Below are 20,873 nucleotides of genomic sequence, written 5' to 3' on the forward strand. Positions count from 1 at the left end.
GGAACACGCATGACAAACGACAACCCCACCTCCTCCTTCTACGACGACAACGCCGCCGTCTATGTCAGGCGCGATCGCAGCCTGCCGCAGCGGCGACTCGATGCCTTCCTGAATACCCTTCCCGCCGGTGCATCGATTCTGGAATTAGGCTGCGGCGGCGGCCAAGACGCAGCCTACATGATCTCGCGCGGCTTCAACGTCACGCCCACAGACGGTTCGCCGGAAATAGCCGAGCAGGCCGAAAAGTTGATCGGAAAGCCGGTCGTCGTTCTGAGGTTCGAGGAGCTGGAGGACGACCAGCTCTATGACGGCATCTGGGCCGAAGCATCCCTATTGCATGTGCGGCGACCCGATCTTCCAGGGATTTTCAACCGCATCCACAAGGCCCTGAAGAACGGCGGCATATTTCACGCCAGTTTCAAAGCGGGAGAAGCCGAGGGCTATGACGGCTTCGGCCGATATTACAATTATATCTCCGCCGACTGGCTTAACGATCTGCTCATCTCGACCGGCTGGAAGGACATTTCCCTCAACGAAACCGATGGCGGCGGCTACGATGGCAAACCGACGAGGTGGCTGCGGATGAGAGCCCGGAAAAATATTTGATCGGCTATGTAAGCCGTAAACCCGTCTTGAAACGGTCAGGGCCGGGGAAGTCTCCCTCCCCGGCCCTTTTCATTGCGGTGTAAAGCTGAAGAAGCTTAGTTGACGCTCTTGTCGACCAGCTTGTTCTTGCCGATCCAGGGCATCATGCCGCGCAGCTTGGCGCCGACTTCTTCGATCTGGTGGCTGTCGTTGTTGCGGCGGATGCCCTTGAAGCGGGCAGCGCCGGAACGGTATTCCTGCATCCACTCGGAGGTGAACTTGCCGGTCTGGATGTCCTTCAGGACACGCTTCATCTCAGCCTTGGTCTCTTCGGTGATGATGCGCGGACCGGTGACGTATTCGCCCCACTCGGCCGTGTTCGAGATCGAGTAGTTCATGTTGGCGATACCGCCTTCATAGATCAGGTCGACGATCAGCTTCACTTCATGCAGGCACTCGAAATAGGCCATCTCCGAAGCGTAGCCAGCTTCAACCAGCGTTTCGAAGCCGGCGCGGATGAGCTCGACGAGACCGCCGCAAAGAACGACCTGTTCGCCGAAGAGATCGGTTTCGCACTCTTCGCGGAAGTTGGTTTCGATGATGCCGGAACGGCCGCCGCCGACGCCGCAAGCGTAGGAGAGAGCGAGTTCAAGCGCATTGCCGGAAGCGTTCTGATGAACGGCAACGAGGCAGGGAACGCCGCCGCCCTTCTGGTATTCGCCGCGAACCGTGTGGCCCGGTCCCTTCGGAGCGATCATGACGACGTCGACCGAAGCCTTCGGCTCGATGAGGCCGAAGTGGACGTTGAGGCCATGTGCGAAAGCGATCGCAGCGCCATCACGGATGTTCGGAGCGATTTCGGACTTGTAGATGTCGGCCTGCAGTTCGTCCGGGGTCGCCATCATCATCAGGTCGGCCCAGGCAGCAGCTTCGGCAACGGTCATGACCTTGAAGCCGTCGGCTTCAGCCTTCTTGGCGGTTGCCGAGCCGGCCTTGAGCGCGATCGCAAGGTTCTGCGCACCGCTGTCCTTCAGGTTCAGCGCATGGGCGCGGCCCTGGGAACCGTAGCCAATGACGGCGACCTTCTTCGACTTGATGAGGTTGAGATCGGCATCACGATCGTAATAGACGCGCATTGTTTGTCCTTCCCTTTGCTTGTCTGGGTGCAGATTTTAAATTGTCAGACGGTCGCTGCCGCTTCCGCCAATACTTTTTCCGTGCCGTAAAGCCGGAGGAAGGCGCTGACCGCCTTCTCCGCCTGACGGCTGGTGTCCCTCAAACCGGGCTCGCCGAGCAGCATGCGCACATGCAGATCGGAAACGATAAGCCCGTAAAACGTATGATAAGCCTCGTCGGCGTCCATGAAGCGCAGCAGCCCTGCCCGCTTGCCGGCATCGATCAGCCCGCTGGCGCGCCGGTCGATCTGGCGGCGCCCGCGCTCCAGCAGAAGCTTGCCGAGCTTGGAGCCGTCGCGGTTCGATTGACCGATCGCCAGACGGTTCAATGCGAGCGAAACGTCGCCCGCCAGGACTTCCAGCAGATCGCGGGCGAAAATGACGAGATGGTCATGCAGGCTCGCCACGGTCAGCCGTTCGCCGTTGCGCTCGAAGGTGCGCACCTTGCTCGCCTGATAGGCGATCATCGCCGACAGCAGACCGTCGCGATCGCCGAACCATTTATAGAGACTTTCCTTGGAGCAATTGGCAGCGCGCGCGACGCCCGAGGTCGTCAGCGCCTTTTCGCCGCCGTCGACGAGCAGACGCAACGCCTGTTCCAGAACAGCGTTCTGGCGCGGCGAAAACTCGCTCGACTGTCCTGCTTCGCTCAGCACGATGGCCACTCCCAAATACGTACCGTACGGTACGGTTCGCCGTCGTTATGACTGAGGGAGAAGCCAGCGTCAAGCGCAAATCGTTGCTGCAATGCGTCAAAAACGAAGGAAATTATTCCGCGGCAACCGGGCTCCGCATGGCCTCGACATCCTTCAGCGGCGGAAGCCCATAGAGGCGGCTATATTCGCGGCTGAACTGCGAAGGGCTTTGATAGCCGACGCGGTGGCCGGCCGATCCGACATCGAGCTGCTCGACGATCATCAGCCGCCGCGCTTCGTGGAGCCGGAGCTGCTTCTGATATTGCATCGGCGACATCGCAGTCACCGCCTTGAAATGATGGTGCAGCGAGGAGACGCTCATGCCGACGCGTTCCGCCAGTTCCTCGATGCGCAGCGGCTGGACGAAATTGCCGCGAATCCAGGCAACCGCGCGCGCCACTCTGTTGCTCTGGCTCTCCGCCATGGCGACTTGCAGCAGCCGAGGACCGTTCGGGCCCGTCAACAGACGGTAGAGGATTTCCTGTTCGATCAATGGCGCCATGGCAGGAATATCCTCCGGCCGGTCGAGCAATCTAAGTAGCCGCAACGAGGCGTCGAGCAGTTCCGGCGATGCCGCATTGACCGCAAGCCCACGCATGGGTTCCGATATAATCGCTTGGCGCGGAATGTTGACGCGCGATAACAGCTCATTCAGCCGTTCGCTGTCGAGCACCATGGCAAAACAGAGGTAGGGAGTTTCACTGTGGACATTGGTTACCTGTGTCGACACAGGCAGATCGAGAGCGGTCAGAATATACTCGCCGACACCGTAATGGTACGTGTCGGCACCGACCGTCAGGCTTTTGCGTCCCTGGACAACGACGGCATAGGAAGGTCGATAGGCCCCATGCTGCCACACGGTCACCGCCGACTGCCGGTATAGATTGAGACCGTCGATCGGTGTGCGATGTTCTCCATCCCCCGTGGCGAAACGGGCAACGATGGAGGCGAGTTCCTGGTTGGGATTGAATGGCAGTGTCATGCGCAACCAACTGTTTTCGAGGGCTTGTCGCAGCTTATCTAGGTGACCCCTCGTCGCTGAAAAAGAGCCGCTGCCAATTTAGATTCGCAGGATCGTACATAAAGCTTGCAGGATCGCTCTAACGCTCTCACCCGGTTCCGGTCCATAAGTCGGCCACCCCAAAGCCAATCCTAACAAAAGGAAGTCTTCCATGGCAATTGCAAAGGGTTATGCCGCCACCGACGCGTCCAAGCCGCTTACTCCCTTCACCTTCGAACGTCGCGAGCCGAACGAAGACGACGTCGTCATCTCCGTTAAATATTGTGGCGTTTGCCATTCCGACATCCACCAGGCCCGCAACGAATGGGGCGGCTCGAAGTATCCGATGGTGCCTGGCCACGAAGTTGCCGGCCTCGTCACGGCCGTCGGTTCGAAGGTGACGAAGTTCAAGGTCGGTGACCGCGTCGGCGTCGGCTGCTTTGTCAATTCCTGCACGACCTGCGCGACGCGCGATTTGGACTACGAACACTTCCTGCCGGGCCTGGTCCAGACCTACAACGACGTGGAAGCAGACGGCGAGACGCCGACCTACGGCGGCTATTCCGACTCGATCGTCGTCAAGGAGGGCTATGTCCTCTCCTTCCCCGACAATATTCCGCTGGATTCGGGCGCGCCGCTGCTGTGCGCCGGCATCACGCTCTACTCGCCGCTGCGCCACTGGAAGGCAGGCCCGGGTAAGAAAGTCGCCATCGTCGGCATGGGCGGTCTCGGCCACATGGGCGTCAAGCTGGCGCATGCCATGGGCGCCGACGTGACGGTTCTCAGCCAGACGCTGTCGAAGAAGGAAGACGGCTTCAAGCTGGGCGCCAAGGATTATTACGCCACCAGCGATGCCGAGACCTTCACCAAGCTCGCAGGCACGTTTGACCTGATTATCAACACGGTCGGCACCGCCATCGACTGGAATGCCTATCTCAACCTGCTGAAGTATGACGGCAGCATGGTGCTGGTCGGCGTTCCGGAACATGCCGTTCCGGTTCACGCCTTCTCGCTCATCCCCGGCCGCCGCAGCCTTTCCGGCTCCATGATCGGCTCCATCAAGGAAACCCAGGAAATGCTCGACTTCTGCGGCGAGCACAACATCGTCGCCGAGATCGAGAAGATCAACATCCAGGAGATCAACGAAGCCTATGAGCGCGTTCTGAAGAGCGACGTTCGCTATCGCTTCGTCATCGATATCGCTTCGCTGGCCTAAGAAAAACGGCGGCGTCCGAAACGGGCGCCGCCTTCTTTAATCTTCGCGCATGGTTTCCCTTTGCGTGATCAGCCGGGCGCTGTGCTGCCGGCTGATATAGATCCACAGCCAGCTCCAGGCGACCGCAATGCGCCAGCGCACGCCGATCAGGAAGTAGATGTGGGCAAGGCCCCAGACCCACCAGGCGATCCATCCCCTGAGCTTGATCCAGCCGAAATCGATGATCGCAGCACTTTTGCCGATCGTCGCGAGACTTCCCTGATGATGATAGTGAAATGGCCCTGGTGCCGGCTGGCCCGATAACTTGGCCCGTATCATCTTGGCGACGTAAGAGCCCTGCTGCTTGGCGGCCGGCGCGATGCCCGGCACGGGACTGCCATCCCCGCGCATGACCGCCGCCGTGTCGCCGATGACAAAGATATCCGCCTCGCCAGACGCTCTCAGTTCCTTGTCAACCACGACGCGGCCGGCGCGGTCGACCGAAACGGCGAGCCATTTCGCCGCCGGCGAAGCCTGCACGCCAGCGGCCCAGACGATCGTCCGGCTCGGCACGAAGGTCTCCCCGATCGTGACACCCTCCGCGGTGCACGATGTAACGGGTTTTCCCGTGCGAACTTCGACGCCCGACTTTTCCAGCGCCTTGTGGGCATAAGAAGACAGCCCCTCGTCAAAACTTGGGAGAACGCGCGGCCCGGCTTCGACAAGAATGATCCTGGCCTTGGTGGTGTCTATGTTGCGGAATTCCTTCGGGAGTGTCGTTCTGGCCAGCTCGGCAATAATGCCGGCAAGCTCGACGCCGGTCGGCCCGGCGCCGACGATGGTAAAAGTCAGCAAAGCGTCGCAGACGGCAGGATCGGTTTCCAGCTCCGCCTGCTCGAAGGCCAAAAGAACGCGGCGGCGGATCGTCGTCGCATCCTCCAGCGTCTTAAGGCCCGGCGCCACCGGTTCCCATTCGTCATGTCCGAAATAGGCATGCGTCGCACCCGTCGCCAGCACAAGCGTATCATAGGCGATCGTGGTGCCACCCTTCAGCGTCACCACATGTGCCTTGCTGTCGACGCCGACGACCTCCGCCAGCAATGTCGTCACTTCCGGCCGATCGCGGAAAAAGCTTCGGATTGGCCAGGCGATCTCGGACGTGGCGAGCAACGTAGTGGCGACTTGATAGAGCAGCGGCTGGAACAGATGATGGTTGCGCCGGTCGATCAGCGTGATCCGGACCGGAGCTCCCTTGAGATCGTTGACGAGCTGCAAGCCGCCAAATCCACCCCCGACGACGACAACGTGATGATCCTGCATGACGACACCCCGCACCCTGTTTTGTCTTCGCAAACGTAGGGTTGAGGATGATGGCCAGCAACCGCCTTTTACGCATGGCACCCCTGCATCTGCCACCTTGCCATAGCGGCTAAGATGCTTTCGCCGATTGCGCACGCAAGATCAGATTGAATACGTCGCGGACGTCCTTGATACCGAGAAATTGTGGAACGTTGGAAAGCGCTGGAGTCCAGGCCCCCATACCGCCGAAACGGCCATAGCCGACTTGGGTATCGGTTCCGAAGCTGATCGTCCCTGTTCCATCACCGCGCTGATCCAGATCCAGAGCCGGCAACCGTTCCAGCGATACGGTAAGAATCTTGGAAAACCAGCCGTCGCGTAAAATTATGATGCGCTGGTCACTGACCGCATACTGTGTCCTTGCGCGAACGAACGCATCGACCGCAAAACGACCAACGATAAGATAGAGACCGATCAATACGAAAGGCACGCCCCATAACCTGAAAACGACTGGCGCATTGATCTGGCGTATCACCGAACTTTCCCAGAAGATCGCAAAGCCGCCCCACAACAACGAAAAAGGCACTTGCAGTAGATCTTTCTTATTAAACATGAGCCCTTGCTTCGGCTGGCCCAGCCACAATAATTTTTCACCAGGCAGGAAGTAGTTTTGAATGTCAGAATTGCGCATGGCATATTGCCCCTAAAGCGATAATTGCGACAGCGACTCTACAACTTAAAAACTGGTGATTTTCATGACAGCTTTGCTGAGGTGATATGCAGAATCAGCACGCGACCGTAGTGAGCTCAATGTGCATAGCCGACGGGGATGGATGTGCCGCTTTTCAACTCCTCCATGGAAATGGAGGCCGAGACATCGAAGAGCTCGATCTTGCGTACGAGCATCTTGTAGATGACATCATAGTGCTCGACACGCGGCAGCACGATTTTCAGGATGTAGTCGTGATTGCCGGTCAGCCGGTGCGCCTCGACAATCTCCGGAATGTCGCTGATCGCCTTGCGAAAGGTCTCGATCCATTCGTCGGCATGATGTGCGGTCTTGATCAGCGCGTAGAGCGTGGTGGGCACACCCATCTTCTCGCGGTCGAGCACGACAATACGTCTGGCGATGTGGCCACTCTCCTCCAGCCGCTGAATGCGACGGGAACAGGCGGAGACCGACAGCGCCACGCGGTCGGCAAGATCGGTCACCGAAATGCCGGCATCGGTCTGCAAAAGATCGAGAATCTTTCTGTCTCGCCCGTCGAGCATATGCAACGATCTCCCTAATGGCGCTGTAATTTTGCGCATAATATCATTCTTGCGCAAAATCTTGCAGTGAAGATCGCATAGACGACAAAGATTGCAAACACGAGGCGCGTGAAATGTCTCAATATTCTGCTATTCACATTCGAGAACGGAGAGCGGCAGTATGCGCACTATCGGCCTGATCGGCGGCATGAGTTTCGAGAGTTCGGCAGTTTATTATCGTCTTATCAATGAGATGGTTCGCGACAGACTAGGCGGCCTCGCCTCTGCCGAGGTGCTGATGTATTCCGTCAATTTCGAAGAGATCGTCGCCATGCAGAAGGCCGGGCGTTGGGACGATGCCGCTGCCCGTCTCGGGGATGCCGCGCTTCGCCTGCAGATCGCCGGTGCCGAATGCGTGTTGATCTGCACCAACACCATGCATCTGATCGCCCCGGAAGTTGCCGCGCGTATCTCGATCCCCCTGATCCATATCATCGACGAGACCGCTGCCACGCTGAAGGCCGCCGGCCGCGTTAAGCCGCTACTGCTTGCCACGCGCTACACGATGGAACACGGCTTCTATGCCGACCGCATGGCCCGCAATGGCGTTTCCGTCATGGTCCCCGGCGCTGAAGATCGCACCACGACCCACGACATCATCTTCAATGAACTCTGCGCCGGCGTCGTCAAGGACGAGTCGCGCCGGAAGCTGATGGCCATCATCGAGCGCGCCAAAGCCGAAGGCGCCGATAGCGTCATTCTTGGCTGCACCGAGATCTGCCTGATCCTGGATCCGAACGCGCTTACTCTGCCGGGCTTCGACACCACGGCGATTCACGCACAGAAAGCTGTCGATTTCGCTGTCGGCAATGAAAAGGCAAGAGCAAGCCAGGCCGCGTAAATCAAGCCAAATTTACTTGACTGAGTCAAATAAATGATGGACATCGTCTCCTATGCTATAGGGAGACGATGTCCATGCTTGTGACTACGGAACTCGCGACCATCGATGCGGCGCGCGACTTCAATCGCTTCTATACCAGTTTCCTTGGCGTTCTGAACAAAGCCTATCTCGACAGCCCCTATGCGCTGACTGACGTCCGCGTGCTGTTCGAAGTCGGCTCGCGTGGCGGCGTCGCCGCTTCGACATTGACACGGGATCTGCATCTCGATCCCGCCTATCTCAGCCGCATTCTGAAACGCTTTCGCGAAGACGGCTTGATCGAAACCAAGCCAGATCCGGACGATCTGCGCAGCCAGATCATTACAGTCACCGACAAGGGACAAGCGCAGTTCCACGAGTTTGTCCGCCGCTCCCGCGCCGAGATCGCCGGGCATTTCGATGCGCTGGCCATCGGTGAGCCCGAACGTGTCGTGGACGCGATGCGAACGATCCAGACCGTCCTCAACTCAAGTGCCAATGTCACGCCTCCCGCCGTCATCCGCACTCACCGCGCCGGCGATATCGGCTGGATCGTCCAGAGCCAGGCCCGCTTCTATTGCGAGGAATTCGGCTGGGATCTGCGTTTCGAAGGCCTGATCGCCGAGGTCGCCGGAAAATTCCTCTCCAACTTCAATCCGCAGAAGGACCAATGCTGGATCGTCGAGCGGGGCGGACTGAACATCGGTTCCGTCATGGTCGCCGATGGCGGCGACGGCTTCGCAAAGCTCCGGCTGCTCTATGTCGACAAGACGGCACGAGGCCTCGGCCTCGGCAAGCTGCTGGTCGGTGAATGCATCCGTTTTGCCCGCAACGCCGGCTATCGTCAGCTTTCGCTCTGGACAAACGACATCCTCGATACTGCCCGAGCCATCTATGTCCAGGCTGGATTCCGACTCGTCTCGGAAGAAAAACACCGTATGTTCGGCCCCGAATTGAACGGCCAGACATGGGTGCTGGACCTCTAATCAAATAACGCGCCATCACGATTATGTTGCGCCGCAAAATTCCGCTTGATTTGGAAACGATCATTTCCTAAACAGTCTGCATGACGACAGACACACAAGACTTCTCCCCGAAGCTTCGCGGTCGCCCGCGGGAATTCGATATGGACGCAGCGCTCGACGAGGCACTGCGGGTCTTTTCCGAGCGCGGCTACTATGCCGCCTCGATTAGCGAACTGACCGAGGCCATGGGGCTGACCGCGGGCAGCGTCTACAAGGCGTTCGGCGACAAGCGGGGCGTGTTCCTGGCCGCTTTCGATCGCTATCGCCGTATGCGCCAGCAACTGATCGATGAGGCTCTTGCGAAGGGCCCGAACGCATATGAGAAACTGCGTATTTTGGTGGCGTTCTTCGCCGAAGCTTCGTGCGGTGAGATCGGCCGCAGAGGCTGTCTCGTGGTCGGCAGCGCGACCGAGCTTGCGCTTTTCGACAAGGAGGTCGCCAGCCGTGTCAGCGTGGCTTTCGATTTCGACGAGCGGCGCATTCGCGACCTCGTCCTTCTGGGTCAGGCGGATGGATCCGTGGCAAAGCATATCGACCCTGAAAGCACCGCCTGCGCCTTGCTTGCCCTAACGAAAGGCATGCGCGTGATCGGAAAGACCGGCCGCAAAACCGAACATATGCTCGCCGTCGCCGAGACGGCCATGAAACTGCTGAACTGATTTTTTCACACGAATTTTCGGGGAGCACGCTCCCTCGCCCGCATCGAGGATAAAACATGCCCGCAACTTCCGCTGCCAGACGGGAGAGCACACCGCTCCCCGAGAAGACCATTTCACCGCTGTTGACATTCATGTTCGCTGCCGCCTGCGGGCTGGTGGCCGCCAATCTCTATTACGGCCAGCCGCTGGCCGGTCCGATCAGCCAGGCGCTGGGATTCACGCCGGCGGCAACCGGTTTGATCGTGACACTAACGCAGATCGGTTACGGCCTCGGCCTGCTGCTGATCGTGCCGCTCGGCGATCTCCTGGAAAACCGCAGGCTGGTACTGACGCTGATCGGTCTTTCGGCACTGGCGCTCGTCGGCGCCGCCTTTGCGTGGTCGCCGTCGCTCTTCCTGCTCGCCTCGCTCTGCATCGGCCTCGCCTCCGTCGCTGTCCAGGTGCTGGTGCCTTTCGCCGCCCATATGGCGCCGGATGCCAGCCGCGGCGCGGTTGTGGGCAATGTCATGAGTGGCCTGCTTTGCGGCATCATGCTCGCGCGGCCCGCGGCAAGCTTCCTGTCGGAACTCTTCTCCTGGCATGCGGTCTATATCCTCTCCGCCGGCGTCATGATCGGACTTGCCATCATCCTTCGCGTCGTCCTGCCGACCCGTGTTCCGCATACCAAGCTGCATTACGGCCAACTGCTTTATTCGATGGGCCATCTCGCGCTGCATACGCCGGTGCTACAGCGCCGCGCGCTCTATCAGGCCTGCATGTTCGGCGCCTTCAGCCTGTTCTGGACGACGACGCCGCTGCTGCTTGCAAGCCCTGCCTTCGGCCTGACGCAGAACGGTATTGCGCTCTTCGCGCTGGCTGGAGCTGCGGGCGCGGTCGCTTCGCCGATTGCCGGCCGTGTCGCTGATCGCGGCTGGACGAAGCTTGCCACCACCTTCGCCCTAGTGCTCGCCATCATCGCGCTCCTTATTGGCCATGCGTCCGGCAGCGGTTCGCTACTGGCGCTGGCGACATTGACGCTCTCCGGCATCCTGCTCGATTTCGGCGTACAGACCAATCTCGTGCTCGGCCAGCGCGCCATCTTTGCGCTGAGCGCCGAACATCGCAGCCGCCTGAACGGTCTCTACATGGCGACATTCTTTGCCGGCGGCGCCCTCGGCTCGGCGATCGGCGGCTGGGCCTATGCCACCGGCGGCTGGAACCTCGCCTCTTGGATCGGCGTCTGCTTCCCGGTCGTGGCGCTGCTCATTTTCCTGACCGAGCGGCAGAAATGATCAAGACGGCTGCGGAACGATGGTCCGCAGCCAGTCGCATTCACTGAGGCCGGCAGCGGCAAATGGGTCGATCAAGGTGCCGGAGACAATAGACGCCAAGATCTGCGGCCCCGGCGGTACCCTGGCGATCATGGCAACCAGTCGATCCCGGATCCAGGCCAATGCTGCCGAATCCGACTGGTAGAACGGCGTAAACGTCAGCGATAGCAACTGGAACAGCCGCACATGCATGCGCCGCGCTTTGGCGTAAGCCGCAAGCGCCGCGCTGATATCGTCGTTGCCCGCCAATGCATGCGCAAGCGCCGCTACATCCAGCAGCGCCATATTGGCGCCCTGCCCGAGTTGCGGGCTGGTCGAATGGGCGGAGTCGCCGACGAAAACCGTGCGGCCGCTATAGGGAATGGCCACGGTTCGATGGGCGTAGCGCGCCAGCGTCAACTGTTCCCAATCGATAATTTGATCAAGCAACGGCTGGCATTCCGGCCAATAGCCGCGGATCGCCGACTTCCAGCGCTCAAGCCCCTGCCGGCGCACCTCGTCTGCATCCGCTATCTTCAAGCTCCAGAACAACGCCGCCTGCTTCGGCAGATCCGGCTTACGCTGTCCGATCGGCAACACGCCGATCATCACTTTCGCTTGGTCGTAGCGCTGCGTCAGTGCCCTCTCATCCACCAATCCATCGGGACAATCCAGCGTCGCCCAGAAGGCGCCATAGGCGAGATTGCGCACCCGTGGTGCGACCGGGCAGGCAGCGACCAACTCAGAACGCGCGCCGCTCGCGTCGACGACAAGATCATACGGCCCCAACCGCTCTCCGCCCTCGGTAATGAGATGGGTGTGACTGCCCTCTTCCAGCACGCCAGTTACCCGCCGTCCGGTGAGGACAAGGTGTCGCCGCGCAGAGACTTCGTCATAGAGCGTGTCGAACAGTGCGGCGCGATGAACCGCCAGCCCATAGCGCCCGCCGGCCAGCGTGTCATAGCGCACGTCAAGAACGATGCAGCCACGTTTCGCCTCGGTGCCGAACAGCCGATCGATGCGATTGCCGGCGGTGTGAATGGCAGGACCGAGGCCGAGCGATTCCAGCACGGTCAGGCCGGTTGGCTGCAGCATCAGCGCGGATCCGACCGGCGAAGGACTATCGAACCGCTCGATAATTTCCGTCGTATGACCGGCACGTGATAGAAACAGGGCAGCCGCAAGGCCCGCAGGTCCGGCACCGACGATCGCAATTTTCAGGGATTTCACTGGCCGCGCTCAGTCCTGCGATTGATCGAAACGGACGCGTGCAGCGCGCACAGCATCATGGTTGGCCTCGGCCCAATTCAAGAGTTGCGCCAAAGGCACATACAGCGAGCGGCCGAGATCGGTCATGCGATATTCGACACTCGGCGGCTTGGTTGGAAACACCTCGCGGCCGATATAGCCATCGCGCTGGAGGTCCCGCAGCGTCTGGGTCAACATGCGCTGTGAAATATCCGGCACCATGCGCCGCAGCTCGCCGAAACGATACGGCCGCTGCGCCAAGGCTTCCAGCAGCAACACCGACCACTTGCCGCCGATCTGCGAGATCAGGTCCCGCACCGGGCAATTCGTAAAATCGAGTTTGCTGACATCGAAGACACGCAGCGGTTCCTCTGTGCTGCGCAAGTTGACGACGGTGCTGGCGCTCATATCGGGCTGGTTCCCTTTTGGTAACGTAGGGCTGAAAAACTGCCTCCTTTACAGCCCGAAGTCAATTCCTATTCTAGTGCTAGTCTCTTTTTGAGAGCGGAAAACCTCTGCAAGTCCGCGGCGGTCAAACAAGGAAAAACATATGAGCAGCACTCTTCTCGTCACCGGCGCCGCGGGTCAGCTTGGTCAGCGCGTCATTCATCACCTGCTGGAGACATACAGGGTCGCGCCCAGCCGCATCATTGCCGCCACCCGCAGCCCGGAGAAGCTTGCCGACCTCGCCGCCAAGGGCGTCGTCACCCGCAAGGCCGATTTTGATGATGCCGCCAGCCTGTCCGCCGCCTTTGCCGGCGTCGACCGCCTGCTTATCATCAGCACCGACTCGCTCGCCGTTCCCGGTCAGCGCCTGAAGCAGCATACGGCTGCCGTTGAAGCCGCGAAGGCCGCTGGCGTGAAGCACATTCTCTACACCTCCATGCCGGCCCCGGAAGGTTCGCTCGTCAGCTTCGCGCCTGACCATCTCGGCACGGAAAACGCCATCAAGGCAAGCGGCATCGGCTACACCATCCTGCGCGACGCCTGGTATTTCGACAACTATCTGATGGGTCTGCCGCATAGCCTCGAAACCGGCAAGTGGTACACCGCGACCGGCGGCGGCCGCGTCAGCAACATCAGCCGCGAAGATTGCGCGCTCGCCATCGCCGCCGCCTTGGCGTCCGATGCGACGGAAGATGCTACCTACACTCTGACGGGCTCGACTGCCGTCACCATCGATGAGATTGCGAGCGTCGTCAGCAGGATCACCGACCGTCCGCTGGAAGTCGTACAGGTCAACGACGAACAACTCGCCGCTGGCCTCAACGGCGCCGGCCTGCCGAAATTCGTGGTCGACATGCTCGTCTCCTTCGACGCTAACATCCGCGCCGGCAATTTCAACATCCTCACGAACGACTTCAACAAGCTGACCGGCAAGGAGCCGCAGACACTGCGCAGCTTCGTCGAGGAACACAAGGCCGCGTTGCTCGGCTAAGGCTTTGGAGAAGGTCAGGCTGGGCCGCCACGGCGGCAAGGGCCTGCCTGACCGCCTACTCCAAACTAGTCCGCGTCGACGGGGAACAACCAAAGACAACATCCGCTGATCGTTAAGAACTGCGCAAATCTGCGCTTGCGTATTAGGAGCCTCAGTTGACTATACGCTGAGTGTGGACGGTACGGTGTGAGATGGCGACGAAATCTTTCGCATGACCGCGCGAAGAGAGAAGACGCACGTCGCTACGCTTACGGGCAAAACCATCGAGCAAATCACCAGAGTCGTGATTGCTCTGTCACAATGATTTCCGTCAGGGCATTGCTCTAAGCCGTCCGAAAGAGCCGCGAATCCAACAAAGCTGATAACAAAGCTGTCGATCAATCCCAGCACCAACAATACAATAAGAATTGTCAGCTTTGCGGCCTTCATTACACAAACTCACGATCACTGGGGTCGAGCTAGTTGCTGCAACTAACTCTCTTTGACAGGAGGGTTCGCAGCTTAGCCTCAGAATTGAAAAGCCATTCTGCACCCGTTTTGCGTGCAGAATGGCTGAAAAGAACAATGCTAGCAAGAGGCACGCCCGCGATATTCAGATCGCAAGCGGAAACAACAGCTATACGAGTTGATTTCTCGGTACGTGAAGGATTTTTAGCTCAAACCGCCTGACCACAAGCCCGGCGGAAGCGCCGCACCGTTTCGGCCATGCCATATTCCAGCGCATCGGCAGTCAGCCCATGGCCGATCGAAGTCTCTGCAAGCTTCGGAATACGCTTAAGCAACGCTGGCAGATTGGCGACCGTCAAATCGTGACCGGCATTGACGTCAAGGCCGTTGGCGAATGCAGCATCAGCCGTCTTGCCAAGCGCTTCGAGAATGACGGCAGCGCGCTCCGGTGCGTCATAGCAGCCACCATAGGGGCCGGTGTAAAGCTCGATGCGGTCGGCACCGACCTCCTTGGCGATCTTCACCGCGTCGGCATCGCCGTCGCCGTCGGCAAACAGCGAAACGCGGCAGCCGATCTTCTTGTATTTGGCGACGACATCGACCAGCAAATCGCGGTTCTTACGGAAATCCCAGCCGTGGTCGGATGTCGCCTGTGAGGGATCGTCGGGTACCAGCGTCACCTGCTCCGGCTCTACGGATGCACAGAGATCGAAGAACTCGTCTGTCGGATAGCCTTCGATATTGAACTCCGCTTCCGGAAATTCATCGTCGATCAGCGCCCGGATTTCGGGCAGATCAGAGAAGCGGATGTGCCGCTGATCGGGCCGCGGATGCACGGTCAGACCGCTGGCGCCGGCGGCAAGCGCGATGCGTCCCAAGCCCGTGACACTTGGCCAGGGAAGATCGCGCCGGTTACGCAGCATCGCGATGGCGTTGAGGTTCACGGAGAGCTTGGCGGGCATGATCGAAATCCATGATTTATAAAGAGGATAATACATCCGTTTTATGCGATTGCACGCCGCAAGACCAACGAGATTCGAACATCGACTCATGCAAAAGATTGATGGTCTTCCCCTCTTTTGCCGTCTCGCCCGTCCGACGATACCCCCTTCGGGCAACTTATAATTTCGCCGAAACCCGATAGCGTCGTTGTATCGGGCGCCTGATTTGATTCGTCCGGGAACGAGGGAGCTCAAGCTCACCCACAGTAAATTTGTCCTTATGAAACCTAAGAATTTTCATCGGCGACATATCTGCGTTTGTTAGTCGCGTCATTGTGAAAGCGAGTTGGGCGTAGCTGCGGCCTCCTCCGTCAGACAAAAAAATAGGCACTCAATCGTGGCGTGGGGCGCCGCGACAAAAGGGGATGGAAATATGGAGGTACTCATGTCTGACGGTTCCAAACGTCCGTTTGCTGCCGCCAACCTTGTTTCGCGGGCGCGTGCCAAGTACCGGTTCCTGCCTGAGACCGCACTTCCTTCTGACCTGCCGGAGGGGGCAGTCGCCATTGCCGATATGGCCAGCGCTTTCGGGGTGACACACAGGACGCTGCATTTTTACGAGGAAAAGCGGCTGATCTCAGCCGATCGCCACGGGCTGATGCGCATCTACGGCACCGACGATGTGCTGCGCATGGCCGTCATTACAGTCTGCCGCGAAATCGGCATGTCGATCGCCGCCATTCAGGAGATCATGGAAAAGCTCGATGATGCGGAAACATCAGACGATGCCGAGACCATCTTCCGCACGGCCCTCAACCACCGCAAGCGCGAACTCATCATCGAGATGTCCGAATTGAATCGGCAGATGCAGAAAGTCACCGATCTCCTTGATTATGATAGCACTGCAGAGCGCCCTCATTCTCATGGTGGGGACATCTGATAGACCGTTTCAGCATGGGGTTGAGGCCACCTGATCGGCGTCGTAAGGCGAGCAAGTAAACTTCAGCGGACGATCGTCAGCGTCTCGGCGGCACGCGTAATCGCCGTATAAAGCCAGCGCTCGCGCGTATCGCGAAACGCCCAGCTTTCATCGAACAACACCACATTGTTCCACTGCGAACCCTGCGCTTTATGCACGGTCAGCGCGTAGCCATAGTCGAATTCGTCATAGCGCTTGCGGGTCGACCAGGGGATCTCGCCCTCGACATCCTCGAAGGCCTGCTTCAGCAGCTTGATCTTCGCGGCACCCCGATCCATGTCGTCATCTTCCGGCCGAACAAGCAGATTGATGCCGGGCTTCGTGGTTTCCCTGGAAGATGTCATCACCTGCCAGAGCGAACCGTTGAGCAGGCCCTTGGCGGGGTCGTTGCGCAGGCAGACCAGCTTGTCCCCGGATTGCGGATATTCGGCCGTAAAACCCTTGAGCTCGCGCAGTCGCTGATTGTACCGCCGGCGGGTCCGGTTGGTGCCCACCAACACCTGATCCGCCTCGAGCACCAGCGGCTGCGTCACTTCATTCTTCGAAATCACCTGCGCGGTGCCGTAATCGCCGTGCATGATCTCCCTGCCCTCGCGCACATGCATGGCGAGTTGGATGATCGGATTGTCACGGGCCTGACGGTGAATGTCCGTCAGAAGATAGTCCGGCTCTTCGTTGGTGAAGAACCCGCCGCCCGAAACCGGCGGCAACTGCCCGGGGTCGCCGAGGACGAGGATCGGCGTGCCGAAACTCATCAGGTCCTTGCCGAGTGCTTCATCCACCATCGAACATTCGTCGACGATGATCAGCGCGGCCTTGGCGACCGGGCTCTGCCGGTTGATGGTGAACATCGGGGCGATCGACGTCTTGCCGGTTTCTTCGTCCTCGACGGCCTCTTCACCGCGCGGGCGATAGATCAGCGAATGGATGGTCTTGGCGTTGCTGGCGCCGCGTGAGCGCAGCACCTGCGCCGCCTTGCCGGTAAAGGCGGCAAACAGGACTTCGCCATCGACATGCTCGGCAAAATGCCGGGCAAGCGTCGTCTTGCCCGTACCGGCATAACCGAACAGGCGAAACAGCGGCGAGCGCCGTTCCTTCAGCCATTTGGCAACGGCCTTGAGCGCTTCGTCTTGTTGTGGTGCGAATTGCATGGGCCGACTTGGCAGGATTCGCCCGGCAGAAGCAAGCAGTAAAAAACCCAGAATTGTTGGGAATAAAATCGTGGCAATTCGCGTCTCATGTCCGGCAACGCAAAACGTGGGGCCTAGACCATAGGTCTACCATTCCGAGGAGAAACATCATGAAAGCCGCGAAATTCTTGCCGATCCTGGTCATGGCATCGGCCGTAGCGACGTCGGCCTTTGCCGCCGCCCCGGTAAAAACCGGCGAAAGCGCCAAGGGCAAGGTTCTCACAGGCGAAAACGGCATGACACTCTACACCTTCAAGAATGACAAGAAGGGTGTCTCCAATTGCAACGACGATTGCGCCAAGGCATGGCCGCCGCTAATGGCCGATAGCAAAGCCAAGGCAGAAGGCGCATATTCGATCATCACCCGCAAAGACGGGAAGAAGCAATGGGCGAAGGACGGCATGCCGCTCTATTTCTTTATGAAGGATACCAAGGCCGGTGAAGTTGCCGGCGATGGCTTCAAGGGTGTCTGGGATGCCGCACGGCCCTGATCGGACCGGCCGGGATGCGGGGGGAGCCTCCCCCGCACCCGACAGCTTCGAGGCGGAGGTGCTGGCGCTCCTCCCCTCGTTACGGCGCTATTCGCGCAGCCTCACCCGATCCGACGCCGATGGCGAAGACCTTCTGCAGGATTGCGTGGAAAAGGTGCTGGTGCGGCGCAGCCAGTGGCGCGGGCTGAACCTGCGCGGCTGGGTGCTCACCATCATGACCAATCTCTACCGCAACGGCCTGCGCCAGCAAGGTCGTCGCAATTTCGTCGATCTTGACGACAACACCGATCTGCCGGCCACTGAGACCAGCAGTGACCCTTTGGAGCGCTCGCGATTGGAAGCGGCGCTGAACAGCCTCGGGGAGGATTACCGCGCAGTGCTGATGCTGGTGGTGGTCGAAGGCTACAGCTATCAGGACGTCGCCACCACACTGGATATTCCGATCGGCACCGTCATGTCGCGCCTGTCTCGAGCGCGCCGGAAAATGACCAATCTGATGAGTGCCGAGAATGTCATTACGCTTCGGAGACCGAAATGAGCGAACGTAACCCGACCGTGACCGAAGCGGATCTCCACGCCTTTGCGGACGGATTGCTGCCGGCGGACGATCACGCCCGATTGAAAGCCTGGCTTGTCGAAAACTCCGAACAAGCGGACCAGATCTCCGCATGGCAGGCGCAAAACGCCAGCATCAAGGCGCTGTTTGCGCCGTATGAAACGTCGAAGGAAGGCGACCGTGAGCTGGTATTGCGCATCCCGGCGTCGTCTGTGCCTGCCGCAGCGTCACGTCGGCTTCGCTGGCTGCCGATGGCCGCGGCCTCCCTAGCGATCTTCCTGGTCGGCGCTGCCGCCGGCCATTTCGGCCCACCGCTTCTGACGCAGCCGGACCTTCGCCTGGCGGGTATCGAAGCGCTGCCGCGGCAGGCGCAATCGGCCTTCGTCGTCTATGCGAGCGATGTCCGCCACCCGGTCGAGGTCGGCGCGGATCAGGAAGCACATCTTGCCACCTGGCTCGGCAAGCGCATGAATGTCGCCGGCCTCAAGGTGCCGAGCCTCAGCGCGCTCGGCTTCCAGCTCGTCGGCGGCCGTCTGCTGCCGATCAACGGCACGCCCGGTGCACTCTTCATGTATGAGAACGCCAGCGGCCAACGCTTGACCGTGCTCGTCGGCAGCAACAAGGACAATACGACGACCAGCTTCCGCTTCACCAGTGCCGGTACGGTCGAGACCTTCTACTGGATCGACGGCAAGCTCGGCTATGCCGTTACCGGCGAAATCTCGCGCGACATGCTGAGGCGGGTGGCGGATGAATGCTATAAGCAGTTCTCATCGTAAGACGCTCAGCGTTCGGGATCGTTCTCCAGCAAGATCGGCTTGCCGTGCGGCGTCGCTTCCGCCGCGCGCTGCCAGCTTTTCTGCAGGTCGAGGATCGCGCTCGCATCGGCGATGCCGCGGCTGATCAACATGCTGGAGAGTGCGGCCACCCAACAGTCGAAATAATCGCTGCCGTCTTTGGCCCGGCCAGGCTTGTACAATTCGGCAGAAAGCTGCTCTGCCCACTCGCCCCAGCTAAACAGTCTCTTCTCATGCAGATGCACGGTCATTGCAAAAGCCTCCGCCGCCCAGGGCTCGGGGAAGACCGGCTCACCATCGGCGGATTTTGGCAGTTGCGGCGATTGCGCCAGGAGCGACGAGGTCTCAGACGCGCTCAAGATAGTTCTCCCAGGCGTCGATGGAGACGGTTAGCGACGGATCGGCGCCCTCACCCCAGATTTCCGGCGCATCGAAAACGACGGTGTAAATCCATTGCGGATTCTCGCCCTTGCCATGAGCATTGTCGTCGGGGAAAACGAACGAGCCCTGAACGGCTTCCACCACACCCGTCTTGGCTCGCGCATAGCGGGGCAAACGCGTATGTCCCGTCGGATTGATGTTCTTCGTCCGCACGTGATCGCCGACTGCAAAAAGCGGCGCCGTATTGACCGGCCGATCGCAGGGGCCGCCCTTGGCAAGAGCGCCGGTGACCATATCGGCCTTCAAGATACGCTTCGGCACCACACCTTGCTGCGACGAATGGCCGGTTCGCAACTCGTCGTGCGTTACAAAACCATGCCGTTGCAGCAGCACTTCGACCCCACGCGTCCAGATCTCATAATAACTGGCGGCTAGGTATGCAGCCGGAGGGATATTTTCACGCGCATGCCGGCTTTCATCGATGCTCCAGGCGCCGAACGCGCCGCAGGAGAGCGTGAGGCCGAGCGCCCGCTTTTCCCATTCCGCATGGAAGACCGGTTCGTTCGGCTCCGGCGCGACCGGACCAAAACCCATCTGCCCGCCAAGATCGTGCGGCCCGTTCATATCGTCACCTCCGGAGCCTTGGCGACCGCCGTACCGATCATGGCGTCACGGCTGACGAGATCGGCAAGGGCCGCTTCATTCATGCCCTCGGTGCCATCAGGACGTTCCGGGATAACGAGATAGCGCAGCTCGGCCGTCGAATCCCAGACGCGAATCTTCTGCCCATCAGGCAGCGTCAGACCGAATTCGGCCAACACGCCGCGTGGATCGATGACAGCGCGAGAGCGATAAGCCGGCGCCTTGTACCAGACCGGCGGCAGGCCGAGCACTGACCAGGGATAGCAGGAGCAGAGCGTGCAAACGATGAGATTATGCGTTTCTGGCGTATTGAACACCGCCCGCATATGCTCGCCCTGCCGACCGCTAAAACCAAGGCTGGCAATCGCCGCCGTTGCGTCGCGCTTCAACCATTCGGCAAATTCCGGATCGCTCCAGGCTTTCGCCACCACCTGCGCTCCGTTGCGCGGCCCGACCTTCGTCTCGTAGGTCTCGACGATGATGTCGATCGCCGCCGGATCGATCAGCCCCTTTTCCGTCAGCAGCGTCTCCAGCGCCTTCACGCGCGCCTGCATATCGGAATAGTGGTTGTCATGATCATGGTGATGATGGTCGTCATGATCGTGCATAATAAATCTCCCCGTCGAACAAGCCTCAGTTCTAAGCCTTTGCCATACGGCCGCCAAGCGCCT

23 protein-coding genes and 1 pseudogene are annotated in these 20,873 nt (G+C 59.8%); 11 read left to right on the top strand and 13 right to left on the bottom strand.

The window, feature by feature from the left end; translation table 11 throughout:
- The first annotated feature begins 9 nt into the window (after positions 1-9).
- Positions 10-606: a class I SAM-dependent DNA methyltransferase gene (locus N2601_RS09065; protein ID WP_104823486.1), complete on the top strand. Its 597-nt coding sequence runs from the start codon at positions 10-12 to the stop codon at positions 604-606.
- A 95-nt stretch (positions 607-701) separates the two neighbouring features.
- Here the strand turns inward: N2601_RS09065 and ilvC are convergent, their stop codons facing one another.
- The 3 genes from ilvC to N2601_RS09080 form a co-directional block, all read right to left on the bottom strand.
- The gene (ilvC, locus tag N2601_RS09070) at positions 702-1,721 is read right to left on the bottom strand and encodes a ketol-acid reductoisomerase (RefSeq protein ID WP_260303951.1); all 1,020 of its coding nucleotides are present in this window, start codon (positions 1,719-1,721) and stop codon (positions 702-704) included.
- A gap of 44 nt (positions 1,722-1,765) precedes the next feature.
- A complete protein-coding gene (locus tag N2601_RS09075) occupies positions 1,766-2,416 on the bottom strand; it encodes a TetR/AcrR family transcriptional regulator C-terminal domain-containing protein (protein WP_104825129.1) in 651 nt (216 codons plus the stop codon).
- Positions 2,417-2,528: 112 nt separating this feature from the next.
- Positions 2,529-3,437: an AraC family transcriptional regulator gene (locus tag N2601_RS09080; RefSeq protein WP_104823488.1), complete on the bottom strand. Its 909-nt coding sequence runs from the start codon at positions 3,435-3,437 to the stop codon at positions 2,529-2,531.
- A 190-nt stretch (positions 3,438-3,627) separates the two neighbouring features.
- On the opposite strand from N2601_RS09080, the gene N2601_RS09085 reads away from it, so the two are divergent.
- Positions 3,628-4,671: an NAD(P)-dependent alcohol dehydrogenase gene (locus N2601_RS09085; RefSeq protein WP_104823489.1), complete on the top strand. Its 1,044-nt coding sequence runs from the start codon at positions 3,628-3,630 to the stop codon at positions 4,669-4,671.
- A gap of 36 nt (positions 4,672-4,707) precedes the next feature.
- On the opposite strand, the gene N2601_RS09090 is transcribed toward N2601_RS09085, so the two are convergent.
- The 3 genes from N2601_RS09090 to N2601_RS09100 form a co-directional block, all read right to left on the bottom strand.
- Positions 4,708-5,970: an NAD(P)/FAD-dependent oxidoreductase gene (locus N2601_RS09090; RefSeq protein ID WP_260303952.1), complete on the bottom strand. Its 1,263-nt coding sequence runs from the start codon at positions 5,968-5,970 to the stop codon at positions 4,708-4,710.
- Positions 5,971-6,079: 109 nt separating this feature from the next.
- On the bottom strand, positions 6,080-6,640 hold the full coding sequence (locus N2601_RS09095; protein WP_104823491.1) for a PH domain-containing protein: 561 nt from the start codon (positions 6,638-6,640) through the stop codon (positions 6,080-6,082).
- A gap of 116 nt (positions 6,641-6,756) precedes the next feature.
- Positions 6,757-7,221, bottom strand: a complete 465-nt coding sequence (locus N2601_RS09100) for an Lrp/AsnC family transcriptional regulator (RefSeq protein ID WP_104823492.1) — start codon at positions 7,219-7,221, stop codon at positions 6,757-6,759.
- A 160-nt stretch (positions 7,222-7,381) separates the two neighbouring features.
- Here N2601_RS09100 and N2601_RS09105 point away from each other — a divergent pair, with 160 nt between their 5' ends.
- From N2601_RS09105 to N2601_RS09120, 4 genes are all read left to right on the top strand, one after another.
- Complete coding sequence (locus N2601_RS09105) at positions 7,382-8,101, top strand: aspartate/glutamate racemase family protein (RefSeq protein ID WP_104823493.1); 720 nt, start codon at positions 7,382-7,384, stop codon at positions 8,099-8,101.
- A 74-nt stretch (positions 8,102-8,175) separates the two neighbouring features.
- Positions 8,176-9,105 (top strand): bifunctional helix-turn-helix transcriptional regulator/GNAT family N-acetyltransferase, encoded by a 930-nt coding sequence (locus tag N2601_RS09110; RefSeq protein WP_104823494.1) that lies wholly within the window; start codon positions 8,176-8,178, stop codon positions 9,103-9,105.
- A gap of 80 nt (positions 9,106-9,185) precedes the next feature.
- Positions 9,186-9,803: a TetR/AcrR family transcriptional regulator gene (locus N2601_RS09115; RefSeq protein WP_104823495.1), complete on the top strand. Its 618-nt coding sequence runs from the start codon at positions 9,186-9,188 to the stop codon at positions 9,801-9,803.
- A gap of 56 nt (positions 9,804-9,859) precedes the next feature.
- Positions 9,860-11,074, top strand: a complete 1,215-nt coding sequence (locus N2601_RS09120; protein ID WP_104823496.1) for an MFS transporter — start codon at positions 9,860-9,862, stop codon at positions 11,072-11,074.
- Here N2601_RS09120 and N2601_RS09125 read toward each other — a convergent pair whose 3' ends face one another.
- Positions 11,075-12,322, bottom strand: a complete 1,248-nt coding sequence (locus N2601_RS09125) for an FAD-dependent oxidoreductase (RefSeq protein WP_104823497.1) — start codon at positions 12,320-12,322, stop codon at positions 11,075-11,077.
- Positions 12,323-12,331: 9 nt separating this feature from the next.
- Entirely contained in the window at positions 12,332-12,748 is a 417-nt protein-coding gene (locus N2601_RS09130) for a winged helix-turn-helix transcriptional regulator (RefSeq protein WP_104823498.1), read from the bottom strand.
- Between the two features lie 142 nt (positions 12,749-12,890).
- Between N2601_RS09130 and N2601_RS09135 the strand changes: the two genes are divergently transcribed.
- Positions 12,891-13,778, top strand: a complete 888-nt coding sequence (locus N2601_RS09135; protein ID WP_104823499.1) for an SDR family oxidoreductase — start codon at positions 12,891-12,893, stop codon at positions 13,776-13,778.
- Between the two features lie 656 nt (positions 13,779-14,434).
- Here the strand turns inward: N2601_RS09135 and N2601_RS09140 are convergent.
- The gene (locus tag N2601_RS09140) at positions 14,435-15,187 is read right to left on the bottom strand and encodes a pyridoxine 5'-phosphate synthase (RefSeq protein WP_104825130.1); all 753 of its coding nucleotides are present in this window, start codon (positions 15,185-15,187) and stop codon (positions 14,435-14,437) included.
- 424 nt (positions 15,188-15,611) lie between these two features.
- Here N2601_RS09140 and N2601_RS09145 point away from each other — a divergent pair.
- Positions 15,612-16,082: pseudogene (locus N2601_RS09145) on the top strand (MerR family transcriptional regulator); the annotation flags it as partial.
- Between the two features lie 86 nt (positions 16,083-16,168).
- On the opposite strand, the gene N2601_RS09150 reads toward N2601_RS09145, so the two are convergent.
- Positions 16,169-17,296 (bottom strand): ATP-dependent DNA helicase, encoded by a 1,128-nt coding sequence (locus N2601_RS09150; RefSeq protein ID WP_104823501.1) that lies wholly within the window; start codon positions 17,294-17,296, stop codon positions 16,169-16,171.
- A 149-nt stretch (positions 17,297-17,445) separates the two neighbouring features.
- Here N2601_RS09150 and N2601_RS09155 point away from each other — a divergent pair, with 149 nt between their 5' ends.
- Genes N2601_RS09155 through N2601_RS09165 form a run of 3 tightly spaced genes read left to right on the top strand, consistent with a single transcriptional unit; the run spans position 17,446 to position 19,161 of the window.
- The gene (locus tag N2601_RS09155; RefSeq protein ID WP_104823502.1) at positions 17,446-17,826 is read left to right on the top strand and encodes a COG4315 family predicted lipoprotein; all 381 of its coding nucleotides are present in this window, start codon (positions 17,446-17,448) and stop codon (positions 17,824-17,826) included.
- On the top strand, positions 17,810-18,364 hold the full coding sequence (locus tag N2601_RS09160; RefSeq protein ID WP_104823503.1) for an RNA polymerase sigma factor: 555 nt from the start codon (positions 17,810-17,812) through the stop codon (positions 18,362-18,364). Before N2601_RS09155 ends, N2601_RS09160 begins: the two co-directional genes overlap by 17 nt.
- Positions 18,361-19,161 (top strand): anti-sigma factor family protein, encoded by an 801-nt coding sequence (locus tag N2601_RS09165; protein WP_104823504.1) that lies wholly within the window; start codon positions 18,361-18,363, stop codon positions 19,159-19,161. The genes N2601_RS09160 and N2601_RS09165 overlap by 4 nt, the downstream gene beginning before the upstream one ends.
- A 5-nt stretch (positions 19,162-19,166) precedes the next feature.
- Here N2601_RS09165 and N2601_RS09170 read toward each other — a convergent pair whose 3' ends face one another.
- From N2601_RS09170 to nthA, 3 genes are read right to left on the bottom strand one after another with little or no spacing between them, the layout of a single operon-like run.
- The gene (locus N2601_RS09170; protein WP_104823505.1) at positions 19,167-19,538 is read right to left on the bottom strand and encodes a nitrile hydratase accessory protein; all 372 of its coding nucleotides are present in this window, start codon (positions 19,536-19,538) and stop codon (positions 19,167-19,169) included.
- Positions 19,525-20,184, bottom strand: a complete 660-nt coding sequence (gene nthB / locus N2601_RS09175) for a nitrile hydratase subunit beta (RefSeq protein WP_104823506.1) — start codon at positions 20,182-20,184, stop codon at positions 19,525-19,527. The genes N2601_RS09170 and nthB overlap by 14 nt, the downstream gene beginning before the upstream one ends.
- Positions 20,181-20,810 (bottom strand): nitrile hydratase subunit alpha, encoded by a 630-nt coding sequence (gene nthA / locus N2601_RS09180; RefSeq protein ID WP_104823507.1) that lies wholly within the window; start codon positions 20,808-20,810, stop codon positions 20,181-20,183. Before nthA ends, nthB begins: the two co-directional genes overlap by 4 nt.
- Between the last annotated feature and the right edge of the window lie 63 nt (positions 20,811-20,873).

The sequence above is a fragment of the Rhizobium sp. CB3060 genome (genome assembly GCF_025200735.1).
Taxonomy (GTDB): domain Bacteria; phylum Pseudomonadota; class Alphaproteobacteria; order Rhizobiales; family Rhizobiaceae; genus Rhizobium.